Genomic DNA, 22,811 nt, shown 5'->3' with positions numbered 1-22,811 from the left:
GTTTCATCCGGGTCGACTTCCCAGAAGCGGACATCCGAGCGGCTAGTTGCAATGTGCCTTTGCGCCAAAAGCTGACATCGTCGACACTACTGACTACTCGGCAATACTGATCTGGAGCTTTACATCAGTTGGCCGCGCCTCTACGGCACGATCGAACGCTTGGACCGATTTTTCGAAGGGGAAAGTCGCCGAGATGAGCGGCCTCAGATCGACGCGCCCTGAGCCCATCAGCGCAATCGCCCGATCATATTGGTGCGCGTATCGAAAGACGTTTTCAATCCGCAGCTCCTTGGTCGATGCCGCGGCGATGTCTACGGGCACCGGCTCTACGGGCAGACCAACGACGACAATGGCGCCGCCCGGTCGGGGTAGGTCCATGATCGTTTTCCATGCGTGCGGCGACCCCGAGCATTCGAACACGACGTCAGCGCCCCAATCATCGGTCAGCCGTTTCACCTCGGAAACGATGTTCTTCTCGCGGATATTGATCGGGATGACGCCTTGATATCTCGCCGCAATGTCGAGCTTGGGCTGTGCCAGATCGGCGACAATTGCCCGTGCGCAACCGCCGGCCAGCGCGGCGATGGCAACCATTGTGCCAATTGGTCCGGCGCCGAGGACGACCGCCGTATCGCCCGGCGTTATCTTGGCCTTGGCCGCCGCCTGCATGCCGACTGCGAACGGCTCCACCATTGCGCCCTCGGCAAAGCTCACGTTGTCCGGCAGCTTAAAGGTGTAGTTGGCCGGATGCACCACGAACGGCGTCAGCACACCGTGGATCGGCGGCGTCGCCCAGAAGGTGACGGCTGGATCGACATTGTACAGACCCAGCCGGCTCGCCCGCGAGGTCGGATCGGGCACGCCTGGCTCCATGCACACTCGGTCGCCGACTTTCAGGGTCTTCACGCCCTCCCCGATTTCAACCACGGTCCCCGCCGCCTCATGCCCAAGCACCATCGGCGCATTGACGACAAAAGGGCCAATCTTGCCATGCGTGTAGTAGTGCACGTCGGAACCACAGACGCCGACAGTGTGGATCCTGATCTTCACCAAGCCCGGGCCGACTTCCATTGGAAGGTCGATATCGCGAAGCTTCAGTTCGTGCTGCTTTTCCAGCACCAGGGCACGGACGGCGGTCATGGCGAAGTTCCTTGTGTAAAGGGAGTAGTAATACTGGATCGATCACGTCTGTCCCGGCGAAATTTAGATGGAGTCGTGCCCTTGATATTCCTGAACGACCGATTGAAGTTCGACAGATTTCCGTAACCGACGGAATAGCAGATGTCCGCAATTGGAGCGTCATTCTCTTCAAGTAGTTGGCATGCCTTGCCGATTCTGATCTGCAGAATGTAGTCGCTATAGGTAATTCCAGTGCAGCGCTTGAACTGCCTGCTAAGCTTGTTGGCGCCAAGGCCGACGAACTTTGCGACATCGTTCAAGGAGATCGGCTCGCTCACATTCTCGCGGATGAATGCAATAGCGTTCTGTGTGGTTCTAATGCCGGTGACGTCCACTTCGGGGTTGAAGGTATCGGAGGACAGCACACGAGACTTTTTTGCATGAGCCATAAAGGAAAGTAGTTCAAAGAATCGCGCTAAGCGCTTCAACCCGTTTAGCTCACCAATCGATTCAGCGAGCTTGGCAGCTTCTTGTGCTGCTTCTCCTCTGATCTCAATTCCCCGCAAAGCGCGATCAAGGAATGGGACAATCTCGCTCAATTCGGGAAAGTGCGCTGCAGTCTCTTGCAGACGTTGCCTGTCAAATTGGATCACCAGATCTCTGCCAGGGATTGTTTCGTTTCGAGCGTGGTAGGAGACCCAGTCGTGCGGAAGCCAGCTACCAACGATGACAAGGTTTCCAGGGCGAAATTCGCCCACATAGTCTCCAACGAACGCCGTACCGGTGCCCTTGCGGATCAAGTGAATCTCGTACTCGGGGTGGCTATTCCAGACAGCTCGTTCCATGGGGTAGTCGTCGATGCGAAATACGAAAGATGCTTCATCCGGGGTGATCACCCGCTCCAAGTTTGGAACTGCAGTCATCCCGGCAACGCCGCGTGCTCTTGGGTCGTTCTTCATTAGTGCCGGCGGCCGCTAGATTGAGCGGCCCTCCTTGTTGAAGCGGTAGATGCGGTAGGGGTCAGGGCTCAGCCAGACCGGATCGCCGTGCGAAAAGCTGTTGTCGCCCTCGGTGCGAACTGTCTGGAGGCCAGCGCCATCCACATGGACGTGGAGGAAGGTATCGGAGCCCAGATGTTCGGCAACCCCGACGCGGCCGGCCCATTCGCCGGACTCGCGGGATATCCGAATGTGCTCGGGCCGGACGCCGATGCTCGCTGCGCCATATTTGGTGGCGGCGGCACCTTCGAAGAAGTTCATCTTGGGCGAACCGATGAAGCCGGCGACGAACTTGTTGGCGGGGCGCTTGTAGAGATCCATGGGCGAGCCGTACTGCTCCACGCGGCCGGCGTTCAGCACCACGATCTTGTCGGCCATGGTCATGGCTTCGACCTGGTCGTGAGTGACGTAGACCATGGTGGTCTTGAGCTGCTGGTGCAGTTCTGTGATCTCGAGCCGCATGTTGACGCGCAGCGCGGCATCGAGGTTCGAGAGCGGTTCGTCGAACAGGAACGCCTTGGGCTCACGCACGATGGCACGGCCGATGGCGACACGCTGGCGCTGCCCGCCGGAAAGGGCACGCGGCTTCCGGTCGAGGTAGTCGGTGAGGTTGAGGACGCGCGCGGCGTCATCGACCTTTTTGTCGGCGACGGCCTTGTCGATATTGGCCATCTTCAGCGGGAAGTTGATGTTCTGGCGCACCGTCATGTGCGGGTAGAGCGCATAGGACTGGAACACCATGGCGAGGCCGCGATGCGCCGGACCCTTGTCGGTGACGTCGACGCCGTCGAGCTTGATCCGGCCGCCGGTCGTGTCCTCGAGGCCGGCAATCAATCTGAGGAGAGTAGATTTGCCGCACCCCGAGGGCCCGACGAAGACGACGAATGCGCCGTCTTCAATCTCCAGCGAAACATCGGGGATGACCTGGTGGCCGCCGAAGGTCTTGTTAACGTGTTCGAGAGTGATGGAGCCCATTTGAAATCCCCTATTTCACAGCGCCGAAGGTGAGACCGCGCACCAACTGCTTCTGGCTGATCCAGCCGAGCACGAGGATCGGTGCGATGGCGAGGGTCGAGGCGGCGGAAAGCTTGGCCCAGAACAGCCCCTCCGGGCTCGAGTAGGACGAGATGAAGGCGGTCAGAGGCGCGGCCTTGGCCGCCGTCAGGTTGATGGTCCAGAACGCCTCGTTCCAGGCAAGAATGACGTTGAGCAGCAGCGTCGAGGCGATGCCGGGCACCGCCATCGGCACGAGGATGTAGACCAGTTCCTTCCAGAGGATCGCGCCATCCATGCGGGCGGCCTCGAGGATGTCGACCGGAATTTCCTTGAAGTAGGTGTAGAGCATCCAGATGACGATCGGCAGGTTGATCAGGGTCAGGATCATGGTCAGCCCCCACACCGTGTCGAGCAGGCCAAGATCACGGAAGTTGAGGTACATCGGCACCAGTACGCCCACCGCCGGCATCATCTTGGTCGACAGCATCCACATCAGCACGTCCTTGGTCTTGGGCGTGGGGGTGAATGCCATGGCCCAGGCGGCGGGGATGGCGATGAGCAGGGCGATCAGGGTCGAGCCGACGGAGATCCAGACCGAATTCAAGAAGTGCCGGAAATAGTCCGAGCGATCCTGCACCTCGAAATAGTTCTCCAGCGTCCAGGTCGGAATGATGACCGGCGGAGACGCGATGGCCTCGGCTTCGCTCTTGAAGCTGGTCAAGATGGTCCACAGGATCGGAAAGAACAGCAGGAAGGCCACCAGCCAGGCGAGGGCGGTGAAGGTTAGCTTGCGGGGCATTGTGACTTCGCGTGCCATAATCTGCTCCTCAAGCGTCCAGGTTCTTGCCGACGGCGCGCATCAGGAAAATGGCGACGATATTCGCAAGGATGACGGCGATGACTCCGCCGGCGGAGCCACCGCCCACATCGAAGCTTAAAAGCGCCGTGCGGTAGACAAGGAAGGCGAGGTTAGTGGAATTGTAGCCGGGGCCACCATTGGTGGTGACGAGCACTTCGGCGAACACCGCAAGGAGGAAGATGGTCTGGATCAGGATAACCACTGTGATCGCCCGGGCCATGTGGGGCAGGATGATGTAGATGAAGCGCCGGACGGCGTTGGCCCCATCCATTTCGGCGGCTTCCTTCTGCTCCTCGCTGAGCGATTGCAGCGCGGTAAGCAGGATCAGCGTTGCGAACGGCAGCCACTGCCAGGCAACGATGATGATGATGGCAAAGAGCGGATACTGGGCAAACCAGTCGACCGGCGGCTGTCCGAGCCCGCGGGCGATGTCGGCGAAGAGGCCGTATTCCGGGTTCATCAGCATGTTCTTCCACACCAGCGCCGCGACCGGCGGCATGACGAAGAACGGCGAGATGACGAGGATGCGGACAATCCCCTGGCCGAACATCGGCTGATCGAGCAGCAGGGCGAGAAAGATGCCGCCGATGACGGTGATGGCGAGCACGCCCACTACCAGGAGAAGGGTGTTGGCAATGCCTTGGAGGAACGCAGGGTCGGTGAGGAAGTAGTGGTAGTTGGTGAAGCCGGCAAAGCTCGTGACCGGGTTCAGCAGGTTGTAGTTCTGGAAGCTGAACCACAGCGTCTGCACCAGCGGCACGATCATCCAGACAAGCAGGACGAGGACCGATGGCGCCATCATGATGCGCGCAGCGGCGCGCGCCTGTCGAGTACCCACTTTACACCCCTAGCAACCCAGCAACGCCCACAGCGTTGAGCTGGCAGAAACTAACCCAGTAGCTCTCTCGTTCATCAAGCGGAACGGAGGTGCCGGTCGAACCCGGACGCATCGTAGTTGGTGCTGGCAACCTGATCGGCGCGCGTCCTAAACACAGCGACTAATCTATCAAGATCGCGAACTTGCGACTCCGTCTGTTCGATTGCAGCGTTGATCTGTTCTACGAGAGCAGCGTTATGTTGGGTCACTTCATCCATGGACTGGAAAGCAACCCGCACCTTCTCGATAGACGTGGTCTGGTCCCGACTGCCGCGCGAGATCTGGGCGAGGGAGGTATCGTTCTCCTGTACCGCTCCCCGCATTGCCATAAGTTTCACCGATGCGTTTTCTACAAGCTGCCGCCCGACCGCCACTTCGGCGATACTTTCCTCGATCAGGTCCTTGACACTGGAGGACGCCTTGGCTGCGCTTTGCGCCAAGCGACGGACCTCGACCGCAACGACCGCGAAGCCGTTGCCCGCTTGGCCTGCTCGTGCCGCTTCAACGGACGCATTTAGTGCCAGCAGGTTGGTTTGGAACGCAATATCATCGATCATGCCGATGACTCCTGCGATCTTGGACGATGAAGCCGTGATGCGCTCCATTGCCAAGGTGGCTTCAGTCATCGCTTCACCACCCTCGAGAGCAGTCTGGGATATCGCTTGCGCCTTTTCAGATGCCTGTGTCGCGGAGTTGGTGTTGCCGAGAGCTGTGCCAGCCAGTTCATCGACCACAAGTCGCGTGGCCTCGATCGCAGTCGACTGCTGGCTGGTCCGCTCCGATAAATCGTTTGCTCCCGACAGGATATCGGCGGTCGCTGTCTTTAGGCTGGAGGATGTATCCTGCAGTTGGCTCACTAGATCACCGAGTTTATCTGCAACGGAGTTGATGTCGTTCCTAAGCTTGTCGAATGCCCCATGGAATTCACCGGTCATGCGCGGCGTGAGATCGGCGTCAGCGAGACCCGAAAGCACGCTGCCGGTCTCACTCAGCCCACGATCGACTGTTTTGAGCAGTGCATTGACGCTATTTGCCAGGCCGTTGAGCTCGGCATCAGCAAAGTCGGCTGCGACTCGCTTGGAAAAATCACCGTTCGTCGCAGCGCTGACCGCTTCGCCAAAGGCGTAGCGCAGATCTGCCATCATGCGGGCCCGGTCCTGACGACGGCTTTCGCTGGCGAGGCGGTCGCTCTCAGCGAGCTCGGCGATGCGGAGGCTATTTTGCTTGAAGACCTCGACGGCTGACGTCATGCGAGCTACCTCGCCTCCGCCAGCCACCTGATCGAGTTCAACCTCGGCGGAGCCCTGGGCAATCGCCTCCATGTTGCCGACGAGCCGATTCAGTTGCCCGGAAATCGAGCGCGAGACGAGCCAGCAAATCACCAGGCAACCGACTATGGAGCCGCCAATCACCAGACTCATCAGCAAGGTGCTTCTGGCCAGCGCGGCGTTCAGCCCGGCCGCCGCGGCTTCTACCTCGAAGTTCCGCGCAACGACCGATCTGTCGAGAGCCGCGATCGGTGCCGAGAGGATTGTGTTGGCGTCCGCCGCGGCCTTGTCCAGTGCAAGCCGTAGCCGCGCAAACTGCGCCGCACGATTGCGAAAATCGACGACCGCCGCTGTCAGTTCCTGTTTCATGTCCGGACCCAAGAATGAGGCGTCAATGGCGCGCTGCATTGCGGCGCTGAGCTCATCGACCTTGGCGGCTCGGTCAGCAGACCCGTCTGCACGATACAGGGCCTCCTGCAGCACCATATCGTTGTAGTTCTGGGCAATCGCCGGCGAAAGCGGATCGCTCATATCCAGCCGGTCAGCAATCAGCAGACGTAGCTGTTTGGTGGCAGTTGCCAGCGTTGCAAGAATGCCATCAGCCTCATCAAAACCCACCTCATGTTGGCGTGCCAGCACGTCTCCAACCGGAGCGAGCAGAGCCGCCACGGCGTCTGCGGTTGTCGCGCCATCGCTCCACAAATCTGGCCGAAGCGATTGGACCTGATCGATCGATTCAACCAGCGCAGCCTCGGTGGCCGTGGCCGGAGCCGAGACAAACGCGGCCGTTGCAAGTTGCAGGGCCGCCAGCCTGTCACGAGCACCTTTGGCTTCGGTTAGTGAAGCGACAGCGCGCTGCGAGGATGCGCTCATCACGTCAACATCAGCACGAACAACATAGAACAGTGCCAAGCTGGCAATCATGGCGATGAGCGGAATGGCGACCGCAATGGCCATGCGCGTCGAGATGTGGAGTACGGCAAGTTGGTTGAAAACCCGCATGTCTGCCCGTCCGCTGCTTTCGATTGTCGCTCCAGCAAGCGCAATGGCGCCAGGCTTTAGCGGTACAAAGGCAAAATGCCCGGAGCCTAAAGAAAGCCCCGGGCAGTCCGTCGCGGGAGAAAGTCTATTTGATGTACCCGGCCTTGGTCATTTCACGGGTCGTGACGTCCTGGGCCTGCTTCAGCGCATCATCAACGCTCATTTGCCCGGCAAGGGTTGCGGAGAACAGCTGACCAACCGTCGTTGCGATACCCTGGAATTCAGGAATGGCGACAAACTGCACGCCCGTATAGGGGACCGGCTTGACGGTCGGCTTGGTCGGGTCAGCCGCGTTGATCGAGTCGAGGGTCATCTTGGCGAAGGGCGCCGCAGCCTGGTAATCCGCGTTGGCGTAGAGCGAGGTACGGGTACCCGGCGGAACGTTGGCCCAGCCTTCCTTGGAGGCGACGAGTTCGGTGTAGCCCTTGGAGGTCGCCCAGGCGATGAACTTCTCGGCGGCGGCGGCCTTCTGGGTACCGGCCGGGATTGCAAGGCTCCAGGCCCAGAGCCAGTTGCCGCGCTTGCCGAGACCCTTGTCGGGAGCGAGGGCGAAACCGACCTGGTCGGCGACAGTCGAGTCCTTGCCGGTGACGAACGAGGCGGCGACTGTGGCATCGATCCACATGCCGCACTTACCCTGCTGGAACAGCGCGAGGTTTTCGTTGAAACCGTTGGACGAAGCGCCGGTCGGGCCGTCGGCATTCATCATGTCGACGTAGAACTGCAACGTGTCCTTCCACTCAGGCTGGTCGAACTGGGGCTTCCAGTTCTCATCGAACCAGCGGGCACCGAAGGAGTTCGAGGTGGCGGTGAGGAAGGCCATGTTCTCGCCCCAGCCGGCCTTGCCGCGGAGGCAGATGCCGCTGATGCCGGCGGCCTTGTCGGTCATCTTGTCGGCGGCCTCGCGGATGAAGTCCCAGCTCGGGGCGTCGGGCATGGTCAGCCCGGCCTTTTCCATCAGGTCCTTGCGGTACATGACCATCGAGCTCTCGCCGTAGAACGGCGCGGCGTATAGCTTGCCGTCGAGGCTCAGACCGCCACGGATAGCGGGGAGCAGGTCGTCGACATCATAGTCGGCACCGAGGTTGTCGAGCGCGACGAGCCAGCCCTGCTTGGCCCAGATCGGCACTTCGTAAGTGCCGATGGTGACGACGTCATATTGGCCCCCCTTGGTAGCGATATCGGTGGTGACCTTCTGGCGCAGAGTGTTTTCTTCGAGGGTGACCCACTCGAGCTGGATATCGGGGTTCTTGGCGGTGAAGTCGTCTGTCAACTTCTGCATGCGGATCATGTCACCGTTGTTGACGGTGGCGATGGTTATGGTTTCGGCAGAAGCCGAGCCGACGAGCGCGACGAGCATTGCGCCCGCGAGGAGCGGTACGATTTTCATGGATTTCCTCCCAGTTCAGACTGTGAAAAGACGCCGCCCGATCTGACGCGATGGTTATGGGACGTCTTTCCTGCATCACAATCGCGTGGCGCCCTTCTCATCGTCTAGAGTTCCACATGCGGGGTACTGATGATTTTATGCGCGATTTTCGCCGTCGAGGGGCGAATTCGTGCACAATTGCACTGCTCCAAACTCAGGAGGCACCCGAAGCCCCTTACGGAGACGGGCCAGCAAGAAGCCGCCACGGCCGAAGACGCGCCGGCTTGTTGACGCGAAAAGTATCCAGCTGGAATGGCCGCCGCTAACACGACAGCCCCCGGCATCAAAGCGCCGCAAGCGCCAAGGGCGACTTCATGCGAGATTGCGGCTGCAACGACGGGCCCAAGGTGGCCGGAACACGCGACTGGGGTAGCACCCGATGGTCGCAATGGACCAACAAAGCTGTTGCAGTTTCGGTTAGATAGGGCGGCCACTTTTTGGGTCTGGAAATGCAGATGCCCTGCGCACGGAGGGGCCACTGGGCCACCATAAACTCACCCATGCCCAGTGCGTCATTCTCGCCATCCCAGCACGCGCAGCGCAATCTACACCCGAGCGGGCATCGTTTGATTGAGCAGGAGGCAACGTTGCAGGTTCTTTGTGGGTTGGCCTAAGTTGTGGGTGTTGCCAGCGACGCTGACGTGGTGTTGTGTGCCCAAAGGGCTATTCACAATCCAGAACGCCTCAACACCGCTTCGGGGTAGCGATCTCCCTGTATCGGAATGGCGGCGGATCCTGCATCAAGGTCAGCAACGTCGGCGCTCGAAAGTTGCACTCGCAGGGCGGCGGTGTTTTCTTCAAAGCGCTCCAGCCTTCGTGTGCCGAACAGCGGCACGATCCAAGGCTTCTTCGCGAGAAGCCACGCCAGGGCGATTTGCGCTGGGCTGGCATCATTTCGACCAGCAATGGTGCGAAGGAGATTGACCAGCGCCGCATTGGCCTCACGAGCTTCAGCGGAGAAACGAGGGATCTGGCCGCGAAAATCGTTATCGGCAAACTTCGTTCCAGCATCGATCTTGCCAGTGAGGAACCCCTTGCCTAGCGGGCTGAACGGGACCAGCCCAATACCGAGTTCCTCAAGCGTGGGGATGACCTCTGCCTCCGGCTCGCGGGTCCAGAGCGAATACTCGCTCTGCAGCGCTGTTACTGGCAGAACGGCGTGGGCTCGACGAATGGACCCAGCACCGGCCTCTGACAGGCCAAAGTGTAGGACCTTGCCCTCGGCTATCAAGTCCTTGACCACACCGGCGACGTCTTCCATCGGCACGTCCGGGTCGACGCGGTGCTGGTAGTAGAGGTCGACATAGTCGGTGCCGAGCCGCTTGAGGCTGCCCTCGAGTGCACGACGGATTTGAGCCGGTTTGCTGTTGACGCCCCCTCGATGCACACCGGTGTCCTGGTCGATGTCCCAGCCGAACTTGGTGGCGATCTTGACCTTGTCGCGCATCCCGGAGAACGCCTCGCCGACCATCATTTCGTTGGTCCAGGGGCCATAGACTTCGGCGGTGTCGAAAAAGTCCATCCCACGGTCGACTGCGGCGCGGAGGAGAGCGATCATCTCTGTCCGGTCGTCGATTTCCTGCGATTTGCCGTAGCCCATCGCACCAAGCGACAGCGCCGATACCTCAAAGCCCTGACCGAGTTTCCGCTTTTCCATGCCGATGCTCCTTGCTTTGACGACGGCTTCGCCGGGCTGGTCGATGGCGACGGCAACTACTTGCGATCCGCCTCCGTGGAAAGCCCATATTTGTCTTAGGCCTTTTTCATCGCGCCGGAGACGCGATGCTGAGTCCGGTTGGATCGGCGGCCATCCACCGGGAGGGAGGGCGACGTCGCGGCCATGTCCGAACCACGCAGCAGTCTCCCGCTGCGTCGCGGCGCGATGTGTGCGTCGGCATTGGGCTGACGCCACTCCTCGCCATGGCCAAGCCACTGAAGCGGCAGGGTCTGGCCCTCTCGATGCATCTTTGCTCGGTCGGCCGAGCACCCGCCCTTTTCCACCGACGTAGCCGCTCTTGGTCACGGCGTCACCCATATTTGGGGCTTTCCGCCGAATTGCTCTGGACTGTTCTTTGTTCTGATCGGCCCGCACCGGGTGCCCGGCGATGTTAGATAACCCAGGCATGACCCGACAGGACTCCAATGAGATTGTCGAGGAACTGCGCTGCCAGCAAACGGGCGCTGGCGAGACGGGAACGGTGCTACGGCGTCTCTAGCGGGGTCGCCGTGCCCATCTTGCAACGATCGCCTCCTCCGCCGCTACCTCTAGCGCCCCGGGGGCCGTGATTCCAAATACCTGTTACGGGTGGACTGGACTTCATAGACACAGCAAGCATTGCTGTTCCTCGTCTCGCCACTAAGGCCCCTCCCGCCCGGCTCCACTCCGGGCTTCGGTCAGTGCAAGCCCTGCGGTTGTCGCAGGGCTCCTGATCGAAGGAGGGCCAGATGGCCACCACCAAACTTACCGACGCCCAGCGCGTCATCCTCGCGGCCGCAGGCGCGCGCGAAAGCGGCCTCGTCCTGCCGCTACCCAAGTCGCTCGGCGACAACCGCGGGACGCTCGGCGTGATCCTCAAGAGCCTGCTCACCCGCGAATTGGTGACCGAGCGGCCGATCCTGCAGGACGAAGAACTCTGGCGCGACACGGCAGAGTTGGGGCGCACCACTCTGGTGATCTCGACCGAAGGGCTGAAGGCTATCGGGATCGACCCGATCGAGCACTTCGTCCACGAAACTGACGGCAGCCTGCTCGTCGACGAAACCCGCGAAACCGCCGTCACCGGCCGGCTCGGCGGCAGCGCAGAGACGACCAAGGCTGACCCCGCGGACGCTGGCCTGCCGAAGCCAGGCACAAAGCTGGCGTCCCTGATCGCAGCCCTGCGCCGGCCGGAGGGCGCCACGATCGCGGAGCTGATGGAAGCCACCGGCTGGCAGGCACACTCAGTCCGTGGCGCGATGAGCGGCAATCTCAAGAAGAAGCTGAGCCTCGAGGTTACCTCAGAGGTCGTCGAGAACCGGGGCCGTGTTTATCGCATCACCACAGTAGGGGCGGCCGAGTGACGAAGCGGCTGAGCAAGGATGAGGTCGAGCGCGAGATTGCCGCGCTCGACACTCTCGACACCAAGGCGCTGCAGCAGAAGTGGTCTGCACTTTACGAGCGAGATCCACCCTCGCGCATCCGGGCTGGGCTGCTCCGGCTTGGCATTGCCTACCGACTGCAGGAGAAAGCATTCGGCGGGTTGAAGCCGAAGACCATCCGCCACCTCCAAAAACTCACCGCCGAAGTGCGAGCCGCGCGAGCGACAGCCGAAGCACAGGTCAATGCAGAGATTCCTGTCCGCCCGTCGGTTGTGCAAACTCTGACCCTGACGCCAGGCACGCGCCTGATGCGTGAGTGGAACGGCACAACGGAAGTCGTCGACGTCGTCGCCGACGGTCTTGTGTGGCGGGGGGCGACCTATCGAACGCTGTCGGCCGTCGCGGTGGCGATCACCGGCACAAAGTGGTCCGGGCCGAAGTTCTTTGGCCTCACACCTCCCAAGCCTCAGCTTCGGGGAGCCCGAATGGGCTTAGCGACCGAACCCGCGACGGAGGTGTCGTGATGGGCGACAGAAGACGTTTCGCTGTGCCATCTACACCCGCAAATCGTCGGAAGAGGGTCTCGAGCAGGACTTCAACTCGCTGGAGGCGCAACGGGAAGCCTGTGAGGCCTATGTCCGCTCGCAGGAGCATGAAGGCTGGAAGCTGCTGCCCGACCGGTTTGACGATGGTGGATTCTCCGGTGGCAACATGGAGCGCCCTGCTCTGCATCAGCTGATCGAGTTGGTGAAGTCGGGCCGCATCGACATCATCGTCGTCTACAAGATTGACCGGCTGACGCGCTCTCTCACCGACTTTGCCAAACTGGCCGAGGTGCTCGACAAGCACGGCGTATCCTTCGTCTCGGTAACGCAGCAGTTCAACACCACGACCTCAATGGGTCGCTTGATGCTGAACGTGCTGCTGTCGTTTGCGCAATTCGAGCGCGAGATCACCGGGGAGCGTATTCGCGACAAGATCGCGGCATCCAAGAAGAAGGGCATGTGGATGGGTGGCGTGCCACCCATGGGCTACGACGTTGTCGATCGGCAACTGGTGGTCAACGACACCGATGCCGGCACCATCCGTAGGGTGTTCTCGCTCTACCTGGAGGAGAAGAGCGTACCTGCCCTGCTTGATCGGCTTGAGCGTGAAAACATTCGAACCGCTGCCCGCTACTCGGCCAAGGGCAACCACTATGGCAATCGGCCCTTCACCCGCGGACACCTCTACAAGCTTCTCGCGAACCCGATCTACATCGGACGGGTGCCGCACCGCGACACGTCACATCGCGGTCAGCATGCCGCGATCATCGACAAATCGACCTGGGACGCAGTGCAGTCGTTGCTGGCAGAGAACACCCAGGGCTCTCGGTCCCGGCGCCGGCGCGCCAAAGCCCAAACGCATCTTCTGGAAGGATTGCTGCACGCCGAGTCAGGCGCTCGGTTCATCCCGAGTGCTGCCAACAAGGGTTCGAAGCGTTACCGCTACTATGTCCAGCAGCCCGAAGCCGGCGAAGCAGAAAGTGATCGACTCCCGCCAACCCGCTTGCCGGCGACCGAGATCGAGGGTGCTGTGATCACCGGGGTACAGAGCGTTCTTGCTGACCAGCGTGGTCTTTTGCACCGTCTGGAGGCAGGTGGCGCCACCGAAGCGCCCGTAGTGATGGATGGTGCACACCGTCTGCTCCAGGCGCTCGGTGGGCGGATCGATGTAGACCTTCAATCCAAGCTTCGCCAGATCCTTCGCAAGGTGATCGTTGGCCACAACCGGATACAGCTGGTGTTCTCGGTGGCCAGCACGCGAGCCGTCCTCGGCGTTGCCAAGCCCACTGGCATATGGCCGACCAACGAGCCTGACGATAGTGAGTTCGCAGTGGTCGTGCCCTTCGTCACCGCACGCCGCGGCCGGCAGATGAAACTGGTGCTACCTGGCACCAATAGCGGTGCGGCACCTAACCCGTCCTTGGTCACTGCAGTCGTACGCGCCTGGGACTGGGCTGAAGGGCTCAAGACCGGAACCGTGTCATCAATGGCGGAAATCTGCGCCGCCGAGGGTTTCACCGACACCTATGTCGGCCAAGTCCTGCCGCTGGCATTCCTCTCGCCGGAACTGGTCGAGCAGATCCTGACGGGGCGGCAGCCGGCGGAGCTGACTGCAAACAAGCTCATTTGGCGCGAGCGGCTGCCGCTGAGCTGGGATGAGCAGCTGGCGATGCTTGGGGCTGGGTAGGTCTCGCCGTCGATCAGTCGAGGCTGGTGGCGATGCGCTCGGCGGCGAGGCGGCATCGCTCGATGGCACGCAGCAGGCGGCGTTGCAGGTTCCTCTGCTCGGCGGGCGTCAAACGTGGACTTTGGCCAGCGATCGCGATGCCGTGCGCGTCTTCGAGGCGGGCGGTGGCGAGAGCGAAGAGGTGTCCGACTTGATTTTCGCGCTGAGGCCGACCCATTTTGCGTTGCTCCCTTAGGTGAGGGAGTACCGCTTGGTCGTCGCAGCAAGTCCAGGTCGGACCCGGGTGAACTCACTGCAGCAATTCAGGGCGGCCCATAACGCATATTATGCGAATGAGACGGAGCCGGTGCCAGCCGGAGAGCCTGCCCCCCGAGGCCCACACATATCCCGAGCGGATCACTGCGGGATAGGCGAGGCCCGCTACGACCGTGCCGGAGAAATAAACTCATCACGAAATCCTTTAAGTTGCCGGCGGACTTAAGGATAGCAAAGTCTGGGCTGCCGTCATCCACGTGTTGCTCGACGAGCGCGCGGATCACCTCCGACTCTGGCGTGACCACAAAGGATTGATCGCCGTGACATGGCTCGTACGGGCCGCGGTACCGTAACCAACCGGCTGAAGGAGCAGTGCCCTATTCCTCGAGACGGGTGCATTCTGGCTCTCCACAACGGGGCTCTACCTACCCAAGAAGAACAAGCTACAATAGCGGCAAAGGCTTCGGCTTTCACTGCAAGGGCTTCGGCCAAGACGCCTCCTAAATGGGCGTCTTTGTCGTTTTGGGGGAAGTAAAAATGGCAGGCATGCTCGACCGAGCTCAGCACGAGTTTGGGCATAACATCGTCGGCCGCGCAGTGGGCTTCGATACAGGCGACGTATCCGCCGAGATTTCGGGAAGCACCGGAGGCACGGCCGCAGTCATCACCAACCGCGCCGTGACGAGCATCGCTGAGGTCGAGAGCTTCTGTGAGGACCGGATCAAGGTCCTGTATGCGGGTGTGTTGGCCGAAACGCTGAAAGCTGGCGTCCTAAATCAAACCGCCGCCATCAAACTCACCCAGGATACGGGCAGGGGAGATCACATGATGGTCACTCAGCTCTGCAACTTGCTCCGGAACATCCGCTATCATTCAGAGCCGATCGCTGAGGCCGAGAAGAAGATGAAGGCCGACGAAATCCGGTTGTGGAACGAGAGCGCGCAGATGGTGACCAAATACGCCCCCGTGATCCAGTCAATGGCGCAAGAGCTCTATGAGCGTCGCAGCGTGCACGGCAAACAGGCGATTATGACCAAAGCCGAACTGGACGCTCATCCCCTGATAGTCGCCACATTCCCCTAGTTGTTATCCCCAGCAAAGCCGACGATCTATTGCCCGTGTGCTATTGTATGTGCACGGGTCGATATTTATTGCAGACCTCTCGGAGGCGGACCCGACCTGCTTGCGTCATATCAAGCACGACATGTGGGGGATTTTGCTTCGAGCTATCCCGGAAATACCTGGTCTACGTCTGGCATTGGTCGAGGGACGCGTTGACGGCTCAACATACTCAGGTGAGTGCGCCTGTCTTTGTGGAACCATCGCAAACATCAGGAAGTGCGACTTTACGCAGCTCGACTACCGCGACTCCCACTCACTTGCTGAGCGCTGGTTCTTTGCGATTGGCAAAGGTCAGACTCCAGAGAACAACAGCGCCTGCAAACTCGCAGTTGAATGGATTGACGAGTTCACCGCCCTTATCGAGGCTGGAACCAATCCGGCTGCGTGACGGTCCAGAGTTGGAAAACCAACCGACGAAAAAATGGCCCTAGACAGGGGCCATTTTCGTTCTACCTATTCGTAAGGGTATCGTTTGCTAGATACCTATACAAAACGCGCCCCAATTTGAAGTTTTGGAACAAACCGCGGGCTTAGCGTTTTGACTCACGGGCACACGTTAATGAGCAATTAACAAGGTCCGTGCATGTTTACCTCTTGGTAACTCATGTCGCGGACGCTACGTGCGAACGCTCGCTTTGGAGTTGGTCAGATGGACCCCAATGTCGCTATTGCATTGATTGGAGCGGTGGCAGCGCTTTTGGTAGCGGCTACACCGTTCCTTGCGGAACTTCGCAGGTGGCGCACGCCCGCGAACCGCCGCCGTCAGAAGTCTTTGCCGCCTTCAAACTCGCAGGAGGGCTGAGGCACAAGCTATCTTAGTTGAGCACAGAGTCGGGCTTACTCAGCGCGTTTCCTAAGCGCTCAATCCGACCGTGCATCCGATGAAAGTAAGCTTGGTAGACAGAGAAGATTGCGAGCAGGAGACCGATACCAGCAGCTTCATCCTTTGAGAGATTGTCTTTGATCTCCTGCAGAGTGGTGCCGATAAATTCCTCGCTTTGATTGAAGAGGGCGGCTGACCGCTTGATCCATAAGCGGCAAAGCTCTTGAGTGATTTTCACTGCGCTTGGGTGCACAAAATCGACGCGCGCTCGATGCGCAAACAGGTTGCGGAGTGACTTTATCTGACGAAGGAGCGCTGCATCTTCGGGGACGATGATTCCAACGAGCAAAGCGGCCTGGATACGCGCTCCAAATGATCCAACGGGCGCACGTCCATCACCATCAACGCCGAGGAACGGCTCGGCCTCTTTCGGTAAGTCCATTAGGCGGAGTGACAGGAGCTCAGCCAGCGCGGAATCGAGCACCGCTGCAGACACGATCACGAGCTCGCGCGGTGGGAGGTTGCGGTACTCCAGATAGACCTGTTCCTCGCCGGGAAACACCTCGGCCAGCCAGCGTTCAATTTTCCAGGCCATAGCGCTCGTTAGCTCCAGTCATCCCAATAGCCGCCGAGCGCATTGAAGAACTTCGTGAACTGATCCGTGTCCCAGCTTGTGGCCTCGCCTTTGCGAAGCAGCCAGGCTTGGTAGTTCGCGCAGACAAGCTGCGTTTTGTCGGCATCGTGGATGAAGGAGAAGCACTTTAGGAACGTGTCTTGGTATGACTTTCCGAAGCGATCGTTCGTCACGTTCCAGAGCAAACCTTCGATGTAGTACGAAGGGGCGCTGATGCCTTCGAGCAGGCCGTCATCCTTCATGCGGTTGCGCATGTTCTTCCAGATGCGAACCATGGCCTTGAAGTAGCCATTGGTGTCCTGGTGCTTCTTCACACAGTTGTCGTAGTGGAGCTTGGGGAAGTTGGGGATCAGCGTACCGTTGGGCAGTTTGAAGCAGATGCCCTCGATAAACGTCGCATCCTCATGGCCATTGAAGCGCGTGTAGCGGCGGTAGTTAGAGCAAGCCAGCACGTCGGCCGATCGCCGGTTTCCGTTAGCGTTGATCGTGAGGGCTTTCTCGCCTGGATCAAAGTCCGCGCCGTATTGCTTCTGAAGCCAGCTTGATACGTCGGTCCGGAACTCCTCCTGCGAGTACGTCGCATCGGTATGCACCCGCTTGTAGTGCGCCTTCTGGTCGTCCGGGAGCTTTTGGAGGTCGGGGTAGTAGATCGAACTCGTCTTCAGGACGATGTCCACGTCGCTTTCGACGCCGCGCACGTTCGTGTCGTTGCCGTACGACCCCTGCAGGAACGACGAGATGCTCCGGTTAGAATAGGGAGCGTTGGCGCTCTCGATCACCGCTTTGATCGATTGGTACGTCTCTGCTGACTGTGTGACGGAGCCTTGCTTGGCCCAGGTATCGAGTTGGCTTTCCGGGATCATAGCAAAAACGCCTTCAGCTGATCTTCGTTCTCTTGGAATGTCTCCCGTCCGCGCTGCAGGAGGGTGTTGAGCTTCTGCATATCCTTCTCGAACAGGTCCGTTGCCATGTCCGGATGCGAGAAGCTCTTGCTGATCCGCAGCGTCTCGATGTCCTTGAAAAGGATACGCCGCAGCTGGTCCATGGACTGCGTGTTGATCTCAAGCGTCTTCTGCAGCAGTTTGACGCTGAGGAGCTTCTCGTACCACCAGGTCTTCTGCCACGGCAGGACCTTGGCCGGCGGGTACTCCCCAACCCCAATGCTCACGATCCTGATCTTCTCTCTCGGGATCTTCAGCGGGCCGATCGCGTCCGCAATGGCGTAGAGCGTGGGATTGTTTGCGCAGTAGCCGCCATCGATCAGCACTACGTCCTCATTGAGGCTCGTGTGGACGATCTTCTTCTCGAAGAACGGATACGCCGAGCAGGACGCTTGGACAGCGTCTCCGATCGTCACGCCGAACCCTGGCACGAAGGTCGACTGGCTGCCGTGCGCCTGAGCGACACTGCCCTTGAACACCATTGGCTTTTCAGTGGCCCAACGGGTGGTGACGATGCCGACGCCAGTCTTCACCGCATCGAACTTGTCGTCGCCAAACACCTTCTTCGCGAGCTCATCGAGCGCGATGGATTTGTCTTTAGCCTCCTTGGCGCTCACGACCTTCAGGACGTGCTTGTTGTACACGTCGATGATCTCTGGGACCGGCCGACCGAGGCCAAGCATGGCGGCGATGATCGCGCCCGTTGATGTGCCGAAGATCAGGTCGAAGCGTTCGTAGATCGGACAGCCGATCATGGCCTCGATCTGTCGCAGTACACCGAGGGTGTAGAAGCCTTTGGCTCCCCCACCATCAAGGCTCAGAATACGAAAATAGTCCGCTGGCACGGTGACGCTCCCCCGCCATTGCAATCGAACAGCCTGTCTGCCTGCCGAGTGCTAGAGTCGAGCACATTCCGCGACTTATCCCCGGCCTGCACAGGTATTCGCATGGTAAGATGGGAGCGTGAAAGTAACTCTCAAGGGGGAGCCCAAGAGCACCAACCACATTTACAAGTACGCCTGCAGAGGAAGCTTTCCCTGCATGTACATGTCGGCAGATGGAAAGGCGCTCAAAAAGGAGTACCAGTGGCAGGTAAAAACCCAGTTCCGTGGTGAGCCGCTCAAGGGGCCGCTCTCCATCACGGTGACCATCTACCTCCCCACTAAGCGCCGGTCCGATTGGGACAATTTCCATAAGCTAAGCATGGACGCGCTCTCCGGCATCGTTTGGGAGGACGACAGCCAGAAACAGGATGCCAGGGTGCTTAAGTCGTACGACAAGGAGAACCCACGGATCGAGATCGAGGTACGGGAGCTCGCCTAGAGCTTCTCCGCTCTGATGGCGGCGAGCTTCACCGGGTCTGCAGCAGCCTCGATGAGCCGGTCCACCCACGCTTGCGAGTACGTGTAGTCGCCGTGCGCCTGGTGATAGAGGCAGAAGTTCTTGTCGGTGTTTTCCGGATGCGCGACATCCTTCTTCGGTCGCACCTTGTAGTGGCGCCAGGCCTTGGTGTGATCGTTCGAGGTGAACGCGTGCCCTGCAGCGACCACCGCCTCCACCACCTTTCCCGGCTTGTGCGGATACATCTCATCCGCTGCCTTCAGGTATCCGAGGACGTTGTGGATTTCCTTGCCTTCAGCCGAGTCGGGATGAATGAACTCAAAGTGCGCTTTGCTTTTTGAGGCTGCTTCGAGCGTGTAGATCACGCGGAACTGGAACTCGAGATTTGCAAGCTGCGCTTCCGTCATGCCCTCCATGAGGAGCGCATCGAGGGCTGCAATATGTGCCGGCACTTCGTACTTTTGCACCATGGAGGCCTGTTCGATGCTCAGGCGGGCAAATTGGAGCGCGTAGGATAGGTCTTTAGAGAGGCTTAGCCGTTCGCCGAAGAGGTCTGTAAGAGCCTTATCGAAGTTCAGACAGCACGCCTGGAATAAGGGGAGCCAGGTCAGATCGGCTTTTCCCAAGATCAGGTGCTCAACCCGATCGCGAAGCTTCTTCATGGCCCGCAAGTTGTCTCGGATGCCGGCAGAGAGTGGGCAGTCTTGCCGCTCGATCATTTGGCCGAGAAGGAGCGAGTTGCCGTTGGCGTCAACGATCGCAACGCCCAGCCGGTGGTAGTGCTCGTGAAGCAGATAGGTCCAGGCGATGTTCGACAGGACCGTGAAGACCTCGGTTTTGAACTTGAGGGCGCCGCTGTTGAAAATCTGGACGGCGAGCACCATCGCTTCGCGCGATCGGATCAGCCGCTCATCATCGTACGGATTGAGACCAGTCTGAGTGTCGTATGACTGCCTGTGGAGGATGAACTGGTCCACCTCCTCCTGGCTCGCCACAGCTTGACCGGCGTCGGCCTTCACGCCGGCAATGCGCCCGAAGTTGACCGTGGTCGCTCGACCCACGTTTACCCAGACGTGGATGTCCTGATTGCGCCATCCCTTGGCGATCAGCGCTTTGACGATCTTCTTCTCTGCTGCAGTCAGCGATCCGGCCATCGACGCCCCCCGGCTATCCACATATCCACTCGGTTATCCCCACCCGAGCAGTTCGCGCTTGAGCAAGTTCTCGCGTAGAATACTTGGGTATGCAAACAGCAACACAAATGAACGTCGTCACAGCAAGCTCAAGCTACGAGTTTGCATACACATTCTCATGGGCTTGCGCTGAGGACGTTCAAAGAAAGCACGCTTAACCGGCGTGCTTTTTCGTGTCCCTGGAGGATCGGGTCGGCGTATCCACGCTCCCCCTCTGGAAACCAGTTAAAGCGTGGAACTCACAGCCATGATGACCCGGACAGCATTCCGGGACCCACACCGCATGAGGCCTCTACTGCCGTAGCCTAGACCCTTGGGCGGCAGCACGTACCGGGCAGAGCACAATGGTGACTTTGCTTAGAGCCAGAGGGGAGACGACGCGGGGAGAAAACCGCGCACAGTCGTCGAGGTTGGGTGCGTTATTAGAACGGCTTTTAGCCCCACTGTACCCGGCCGCATAATTTCAAAACATATGGAAAAACTGGACATAGCGAAGATCGTCAGCACCCCGAACCGTGATCCTCAACGACAGCTTGAGGTTGAGACGGCAGAGAAGGTGAACGAGATCGTTGAGTGATTAACTCACAACCGAAGGTATGAACCCGACACAACAATTCATCGAGGACGCGATAGCGGGAGGGCTTGAGGTCTATGGAGGTACTAAAGGTTGGGAGGTACCGCCAAAGGAAATGGGGGAAGAAGCGGTCGAACTCAAAGGCGACTATGTCTATTGCTGGGGGTACGACAAGGACGAAGTGAAAACCTACACGGCTATTCACCTCTACAAAGTCCTCCTCGACCCTCTTGCATGGCAGGCAGTAGGGAAGCAGCGAGGCTGGGCACTCACCCCCGAGGCCGTCTATGACAAGCAATCACATTGGACGACATGGTCTCAGCGCTTCTTCGAGAACCTGATGGTCCGTCGTATGTCGATCGATGAGGCATTAGCAGAACTAGGAGGGCAACATGCCGGGTAGCTCTTGGGAGGAACTGGTCAGGCGAGTGCACGGCCTGGGTTGGTACGCCGGCACGCACGACCTGATCACGGTCCGCGTACAAGGTGGGTTTGAGGCCTTCAACCGCCGCGCCAGCGAGGACTGGGAGGTGCAATTCGTCATCACCACCACCGAGGTCAAAGACGACAAGGGCACGGTGATTTGGCCAAAGGTCGAGGCGAAAGCATCCAAGCTGGAGGACGCCGCAAGAGAAGCGCTCCGCAAGATCAATAACCCGGAGATCGACATCCCCGTCTAGGTATGAAGTCACTCAACTTCGGCCCGGAGCGGTACTCGACAGCCACCACCGACGCCCCCCACGAGCTCGCTGCAGCGGTAAACCTCATCGAAAAAGCCGGTCTCCTCAGCGACGACTACGACTACGCGTTCTGGTTGCGGAAGGTGAAAGAGGCGCGGTTTGATCACCCGGAGGAACAGGTCCGGCTGTTGATCGAGAAGATGCTCAGCACCAAGGCCTGGCTGTTGAGCAAGCGCGGAGAGGCCATGAACTGCGGCGGCTGGCTCACCAACCGGCTGAAAGAACAGGCCAACGGACCATAGCCACGCACTTAGCTCGCCGTTGCTTTTGCCGGCGTCTCAAGGTGAAATACCGCCAGGGGGACGTTACGATGGCCAATTGGAGACGCGGATTCTTCCGCCTTTGGGTGCTGCTGACGATACTTTGGGTCCTGCTTGTCGGGCTCCTCACCAGCAACACCGTCCTGAATCCCTACGTCTCCGAGACCCTCTTCACGTTCAACAAGGCAGACGAGCTCGAAGTCATTCCGCTCTTTTCGGACAAGTACTCAAAGATGCTCGGCGACGAGACATCCGGGTACTACACCCGCGTTGGCTTCAAGGATGATGCGCCCCGCATGTTCTACATGGCGCCGAACGCCTTTCAGGTGACGATCCGGGGCAAGAAGTTCGAAGCGCTCCTCAGCAACGAGCGCCTCAACAATCCCGATCATGAAGGCCTGGTCGGAGCGCTGATGGACTTCATCGCCAAGAACGACCTCAACCTCGATCCACCCGTCACGGCCGAAGAGGTGAGAGCCGCCATCCCCGCCGAACTGCAGCTGCAGTACAAAGAGCCTTGGGTGAAATTCAAAGTCCACGACTTCGCCATCGCCACGCAGGCGACGTTGACCGAGGAAGCCCGACGCAACGCGATCGTCGCTGCTGCATCCGGGATCATCATCCCGCCGCTTGTGGTCCTGGTCCTTGGTGCTGCGCTGGCATGGGTGCTCAAGGGATTTCGCCGCGAGCGGGCGACGGCCCCTTGACGCTCGAAACGGCCATTCCCATTTGTATAAAACGCGACCGCAAGGCCGCAACGATATAGCCGAAGTGTGTAAGGGGTCACCTCGTCAGGCTAGCCCGAGAAAAACCCCAAGCATGCTGGTCTAAGCGCGAGTTTCGGCTACTACATGAGACCCGCACCGATAAGGAGAAGTGGACATGTCCACGTTCCTCTTTTTCGAAGCCAGCAAGCCGGACGGTACGACCTATCGCCTCGCCTTTGCACTCCATGTGCAGCTGGCTTCGTGGTTGGTCTCGATCAGCCGGTTGTTCTAAAGTCAGAGCGTCCTGGAAACAGGGCGCTCTTT

Annotated in this window: 23 protein-coding genes; 10 read left to right on the top strand and 13 right to left on the bottom strand. The window is 59.6% G+C overall.

Annotation, left to right across the window (positions count from 1 at the left end; translation table 11 throughout):
- Positions 1-93 precede the first annotated feature (93 nt).
- From ACOYW5_RS16935 to ACOYW5_RS16900, 8 genes are all read right to left on the bottom strand, one after another.
- On the bottom strand, positions 94-1,140 hold the full coding sequence (locus ACOYW5_RS16935; RefSeq protein WP_423066064.1) for an NAD(P)-dependent alcohol dehydrogenase: 1,047 nt from the start codon (positions 1,138-1,140) through the stop codon (positions 94-96).
- Positions 1,137-2,078 (bottom strand): AraC family transcriptional regulator, encoded by a 942-nt coding sequence (locus ACOYW5_RS16930; protein ID WP_423066063.1) that lies wholly within the window; start codon positions 2,076-2,078, stop codon positions 1,137-1,139. Before ACOYW5_RS16930 ends, ACOYW5_RS16935 begins: the two co-directional genes overlap by 4 nt.
- Before the next feature lie 15 nt (positions 2,079-2,093).
- The gene (locus ACOYW5_RS16925) at positions 2,094-3,092 is read right to left on the bottom strand and encodes an ABC transporter ATP-binding protein (RefSeq protein ID WP_423066062.1); all 999 of its coding nucleotides are present in this window, start codon (positions 3,090-3,092) and stop codon (positions 2,094-2,096) included.
- Positions 3,093-3,102: 10 nt separating this feature from the next.
- Positions 3,103-3,930 carry a carbohydrate ABC transporter permease gene (locus tag ACOYW5_RS16920; RefSeq protein ID WP_423066061.1) on the bottom strand — a complete coding sequence of 276 codons (828 nt, stop codon included), beginning with the start codon at positions 3,928-3,930 and terminating at the stop codon, positions 3,103-3,105.
- Between the two features lie 10 nt (positions 3,931-3,940).
- Positions 3,941-4,774, bottom strand: coding sequence for a carbohydrate ABC transporter permease (locus ACOYW5_RS16915; RefSeq protein WP_423069485.1), 834 nt, complete (start codon positions 4,772-4,774; stop codon positions 3,941-3,943).
- A gap of 110 nt (positions 4,775-4,884) precedes the next feature.
- Complete coding sequence (locus ACOYW5_RS16910; protein ID WP_423066060.1) at positions 4,885-7,119, bottom strand: methyl-accepting chemotaxis protein; 2,235 nt, start codon at positions 7,117-7,119, stop codon at positions 4,885-4,887.
- Between the two features lie 124 nt (positions 7,120-7,243).
- Positions 7,244-8,548, bottom strand: a complete 1,305-nt coding sequence (locus ACOYW5_RS16905) for an ABC transporter substrate-binding protein (RefSeq protein WP_423066059.1) — start codon at positions 8,546-8,548, stop codon at positions 7,244-7,246.
- A 706-nt stretch (positions 8,549-9,254) separates the two neighbouring features.
- On the bottom strand, positions 9,255-10,244 hold the full coding sequence (locus tag ACOYW5_RS16900; protein WP_423066058.1) for an aldo/keto reductase: 990 nt from the start codon (positions 10,242-10,244) through the stop codon (positions 9,255-9,257).
- Positions 10,245-11,032: 788 nt separating this feature from the next.
- Between ACOYW5_RS16900 and ACOYW5_RS16895 the strand changes: the two genes are divergently transcribed.
- The 3 genes from ACOYW5_RS16895 to ACOYW5_RS16885 are packed head-to-tail and all read left to right on the top strand — an operon-like array spanning position 11,033 to position 13,897.
- A complete protein-coding gene (locus ACOYW5_RS16895) occupies positions 11,033-11,647 on the top strand; it encodes a DUF3489 domain-containing protein (protein WP_423066057.1) in 615 nt (204 codons plus the stop codon).
- Entirely contained in the window at positions 11,644-12,189 is a 546-nt protein-coding gene (locus ACOYW5_RS16890; protein ID WP_423066056.1) for a DUF2924 domain-containing protein, read from the top strand. The genes ACOYW5_RS16895 and ACOYW5_RS16890 overlap by 4 nt, the downstream gene beginning before the upstream one ends.
- 28 nt (positions 12,190-12,217) lie before the next feature.
- Positions 12,218-13,897 (top strand): recombinase family protein, encoded by a 1,680-nt coding sequence (locus ACOYW5_RS16885; RefSeq protein WP_423069484.1) that lies wholly within the window; start codon positions 12,218-12,220, stop codon positions 13,895-13,897.
- A gap of 13 nt (positions 13,898-13,910) precedes the next feature.
- Here ACOYW5_RS16885 and ACOYW5_RS16880 read toward each other — a convergent pair whose 3' ends face one another.
- The gene (locus tag ACOYW5_RS16880) at positions 13,911-14,114 is read right to left on the bottom strand and encodes a hypothetical protein (protein ID WP_423066055.1); all 204 of its coding nucleotides are present in this window, start codon (positions 14,112-14,114) and stop codon (positions 13,911-13,913) included.
- Positions 14,115-14,689: 575 nt separating this feature from the next.
- On the opposite strand from ACOYW5_RS16880, the gene ACOYW5_RS16875 reads away from it, so the two are divergent.
- Together ACOYW5_RS16875 and ACOYW5_RS16870 are read left to right on the top strand one after the other, a co-directional pair.
- On the top strand, positions 14,690-15,235 hold the full coding sequence (locus tag ACOYW5_RS16875) for a hypothetical protein (RefSeq protein WP_423066054.1): 546 nt from the start codon (positions 14,690-14,692) through the stop codon (positions 15,233-15,235).
- A gap of 100 nt (positions 15,236-15,335) precedes the next feature.
- Positions 15,336-15,662, top strand: a complete 327-nt coding sequence (locus ACOYW5_RS16870) for a hypothetical protein (protein WP_423066053.1) — start codon at positions 15,336-15,338, stop codon at positions 15,660-15,662.
- 427 nt (positions 15,663-16,089) lie between these two features.
- On the opposite strand, the gene ACOYW5_RS16865 is transcribed toward ACOYW5_RS16870, so the two are convergent.
- Genes ACOYW5_RS16865 through ACOYW5_RS16855 form a run of 3 tightly spaced genes read right to left on the bottom strand, consistent with a single transcriptional unit; the run spans position 16,090 to position 18,517 of the window.
- A complete protein-coding gene (locus tag ACOYW5_RS16865; protein WP_423066052.1) occupies positions 16,090-16,692 on the bottom strand; it encodes a hypothetical protein in 603 nt (200 codons plus the stop codon).
- Between the two features lie 8 nt (positions 16,693-16,700).
- Entirely contained in the window at positions 16,701-17,594 is an 894-nt protein-coding gene (locus ACOYW5_RS16860; protein WP_423066051.1) for a nucleotidyltransferase domain-containing protein, read from the bottom strand.
- Complete coding sequence (locus ACOYW5_RS16855) at positions 17,591-18,517, bottom strand: patatin-like phospholipase family protein (protein ID WP_423066050.1); 927 nt, start codon at positions 18,515-18,517, stop codon at positions 17,591-17,593. Before ACOYW5_RS16855 ends, ACOYW5_RS16860 begins: the two co-directional genes overlap by 4 nt.
- Before the next feature lie 118 nt (positions 18,518-18,635).
- On the opposite strand from ACOYW5_RS16855, the gene ACOYW5_RS16850 reads away from it, so the two are divergent.
- Positions 18,636-18,995, top strand: a complete 360-nt coding sequence (locus tag ACOYW5_RS16850; protein ID WP_423066049.1) for a RusA family crossover junction endodeoxyribonuclease — start codon at positions 18,636-18,638, stop codon at positions 18,993-18,995.
- On the opposite strand, the gene ACOYW5_RS16845 is transcribed toward ACOYW5_RS16850, so the two are convergent.
- Positions 18,992-20,167, bottom strand: a complete 1,176-nt coding sequence (locus tag ACOYW5_RS16845; protein ID WP_423066048.1) for a DUF3644 domain-containing protein — start codon at positions 20,165-20,167, stop codon at positions 18,992-18,994. The two genes, ACOYW5_RS16850 and ACOYW5_RS16845, sit on opposite strands and share 4 nt — an antisense overlap.
- 635 nt (positions 20,168-20,802) lie before the next feature.
- Between ACOYW5_RS16845 and ACOYW5_RS16840 the strand changes: the two genes are divergently transcribed.
- From ACOYW5_RS16840 to ACOYW5_RS16825, 4 genes are all read left to right on the top strand, one after another.
- On the top strand, positions 20,803-21,183 hold the full coding sequence (locus ACOYW5_RS16840; RefSeq protein WP_423066047.1) for a hypothetical protein: 381 nt from the start codon (positions 20,803-20,805) through the stop codon (positions 21,181-21,183).
- Positions 21,173-21,460, top strand: a complete 288-nt coding sequence (locus tag ACOYW5_RS16835) for a hypothetical protein (RefSeq protein ID WP_423066046.1) — start codon at positions 21,173-21,175, stop codon at positions 21,458-21,460. Before ACOYW5_RS16840 ends, ACOYW5_RS16835 begins: the two co-directional genes overlap by 11 nt.
- Positions 21,461-21,462: 2 nt before the next feature.
- The gene (locus tag ACOYW5_RS16830) at positions 21,463-21,762 is read left to right on the top strand and encodes a hypothetical protein (RefSeq protein WP_423066045.1); all 300 of its coding nucleotides are present in this window, start codon (positions 21,463-21,465) and stop codon (positions 21,760-21,762) included.
- 68 nt (positions 21,763-21,830) lie between these two features.
- A complete protein-coding gene (locus ACOYW5_RS16825; protein WP_423066044.1) occupies positions 21,831-22,487 on the top strand; it encodes a hypothetical protein in 657 nt (218 codons plus the stop codon).
- Positions 22,488-22,811 lie beyond the last annotated feature (324 nt).

Source organism: Devosia sp. CN2-171 (assembly GCF_049354815.1).
GTDB lineage: Bacteria > Pseudomonadota > Alphaproteobacteria > Rhizobiales > Devosiaceae > Devosia_A.
Note: the sequence above shows the minus strand (reverse complement) of the source record. Positions and strands in the feature narration are given on the sequence as shown.